The organism is Bradyrhizobium sp., assembly GCF_016462955.1.
Taxonomy (GTDB): domain Bacteria; phylum Pseudomonadota; class Alphaproteobacteria; order Rhizobiales; family Xanthobacteraceae; genus Bradyrhizobium.
Map to the genome: position 1 here is coordinate 1 of NZ_JAEMSD010000731.1, position 2,622 is coordinate 2,622.

The 2,622-nt window shown below is 69.2% G+C and carries 3 protein-coding genes; all 3 read right to left on the bottom strand.

What is annotated here, in order from left to right:
- The coding region (locus tag JHD07_RS37535; RefSeq protein ID WP_291631362.1) for a 2Fe-2S iron-sulfur cluster-binding protein at positions 1-335 on the bottom strand (335 nt) is incomplete at its 3' end.
- Positions 332-1,168 carry a xanthine dehydrogenase family protein subunit M gene (locus JHD07_RS37540; protein WP_291631364.1) on the bottom strand — a complete coding sequence of 279 codons (837 nt, stop codon included), beginning with the start codon at positions 1,166-1,168 and terminating at the stop codon, positions 332-334. The genes JHD07_RS37540 and JHD07_RS37535, both read right to left, overlap by 4 nt.
- Positions 1,165-2,622, bottom strand: a 1,458-nt coding sequence (locus tag JHD07_RS37545; protein ID WP_291631366.1) for a molybdopterin cofactor-binding domain-containing protein, incomplete at its 5' end; no start/stop codon positions are given. The genes JHD07_RS37545 and JHD07_RS37540, both read right to left, overlap by 4 nt.

Consider the following 2,622-nt stretch of genomic DNA (forward strand, 5'->3'; position numbering starts at 1 on the left):
TCCCGCGCGGAGACCGGCATGCCCGGCGTGCAGTAGCCGCATTGCAGCGCATGCTCGCGGGTAAAGGCGGCGCGCAGCTCGGTCGTGACCTCGTCCTCGTCGAGGCCTTCGATCGTGGTGACGTCGGCGCCCTCGCAGGCCGCCGCATAGGTGATGCAGGAGCGCGCCGGTACGCCGTCGAGCAGCACGGTGCAGGCGCCGCAGACGCCGTGCTCGCAACCGAGATGGGTCCCGGTGAGGTCGAGCTTGTCGCGGACGAAATCGGCGAGGCTGGTGCGCGGCTCGGCGGCCAGCTCCACGGCGCGGCGATTGACCTGAAGCGCGATCGTGGTCATGCCGCGGCCTCCTGGACGGCGCGCTTCAGGACGTTGACATGGATGTGGCGCTGCGCGGCATCGTCGATGCCGGCTTTGGCCAGGAGAGCATCGGCGACGCGGAGATCGAAACGCTGCTTGTAGTCGGCTGCGATGCGGCCGCCGAACAGCTCGGCGGCGTCGGTAATGACGATGGGGGCCGTATCGATCGCGCCGATGACGATGCGCGCCGAAGCGGCGGTGGGATCAATCAGCACCGCGCCGATGGCATGCGCGAATTCGCCCGTCTTGCGGCAGCTCTTGACATAGCCCCAATGCGACGAGGCCGAGCGCGTCGGCACGCGGACCGCCTCGACGATCTCGCCGTCGTGCAACGCGGATTCCAGGGCGCCGACGACGAACGTCTCGACCGCCAAAGTCCGCGCACCGGCGAGACTGCGCAACGTCACCCGCGCGCCGAGGGCCGCGAGCGCCGAAATCCAGTCCGCGGCGGGATCGGCATGGCTGAGCGAGCCACCGATGGTGCCGCGGTTGCGCACCGCCCGATAGGCGATGTTGGCCGCGACGCCGCGCATCGCGCCGCGGGTGACATCGGCGGTGCGGCCGTCCTCGATATCGGCGTGGGTGACGAGGGCACCCAGCACGAGCTCGTCGCCGGAGACCTCCGCGCGCTTGAGCTCGGCAAGGCCCGAGATGTCGACGATCAGCTCCGGCTGAACCAGCCGCAGATTGAGCATGGGGCCGAGCGACTGTCCGCCGGCAATGATTTTGGCCGATCCATTGCTCGCGGCCAGCATCGACAGGGCGGCGGCGAGATCGCGCGGGCGTTCATAGGCGAAGGGCGCGGGCTTCATGCGGCGCTCCTTTCAGCGGCGCGCGCGGCCAGCACGGCTGCGACGATCCGATGCGGGGTGATCGGCGATTGCATCAGTTGGACGCCGAGCGGCCGCAGCGCGTCGTTGACGGCGTTGGCGATGGCGGCGGGCGGCGCGATCGCCCCGCCCTCGCCGATGCCCTTGACGCCGAACTCTGTGTAAGGCGACGGCGTCTCCATGTGATCCAGGCGCGCGGCGGGAACCTCGGTCGGCCCGGGCAGCAGGTAATCGGCGAGCGTCGTCGCCAACGGCTGGCCGGAGGCGTCGAACGGCATTTCCTCGTAGAGCGCGGTGCCGATGCCTTGCGCCAGGCCGCCATAGATCTGGCCGTCGACGACGAGCGGATTGACCAGCACGCCACCGTCCTCGACGATCACGTAGTCGAGAATCTCGACCTCGCCGATATCAGGGTCGACCGCGACCACTGCCGCATGCGCGGCGTAGCTGAAGGTGCCGCTGTCGCGCACCGGCTTGTAGCCTTGCGTCACCTCGAGCCCGCCGGGATCGACATCGGCCGGCAGGTCCTGCGGGCGGCGGTACCAGGTGTGGGCGATCGCCTTCAGGGTGACGCTGCCGTTGACGCCGCGGACCTCGCCGTTCTGCAATACCACGGAAGCCGCATCGTGCTGCAACAGCTTGGCGCCGATGCGCCTCGCGCGCTCGCCGAGCTCGCGGCAGGCGGTCGCGACCGCGCCGCCCGCCATCACCATCGAGCGCGAGCCCCAGGTGCCGGTCGAATAGGGCGTCATCGCGGTGTCGCCGAGGATGATGCGAATCTTCGCGACATCGATGCCCAGGATCTCATGCGCGACCTGCGCGAGCGTGGTCTCCATTCCCTGCCCGTGCGAATGCACGCCGACGCGCAGTTCGAGGCCGCCGTCGGGTGTCAGGCGGGCCGAGGCCTGCTCATGGCCCGGCACCATCGGAATGCCCCAGCCGGAATAGACCGAGGTGCCATGCGCGGCCTGTTCGCAATAGATGGAGACGCCGACGCCGATGCGGCGGCCGTCGGCCTCGCCCTTGCGCTGTCGCGCGCGAACGGCATCGATATCGATCTGCGCCAGCGCGCGGCGCATCGCCTCGGGATAGTCGCCGCTGTCGAAATGCTTCCGGGTGATGTTATCGAACGGCATCTGCTCGGGGCGCACCAGATTGCGCAGCCGCACCTCGCCGGGCTCAAGCCCGGCTTCGGCCGCGACGAGATCGAGCATCAATTCCAGCGCAAAGCAGACGCCGGTGCGCGCCACGCCGCGATAGGGCAGGATCGGACATTTGTTGGTGGCGACCGAGAAGGTGCGGCAACGATAGGCCGGCATCTTGTAGGGACCCGGCAGAATGCTCGCGACCTGCGCGGCCTCCAAGCATGCCGAGAACGGGTAGGACGAGTAGGCGCCGGAATCCACCGTCGCCTCGCAGTCGATGCCGCGCAAGGT

What these genes read in the sequence shown, in the direction of transcription:
- JHD07_RS37540 (WP_291631364.1), bottom strand. Translation starts at nt 1,168, where the DNA reads ATGAAGCCCGCGCCCTTCGCCTATGAACGCCCGCGCGATCTCGCCGCC.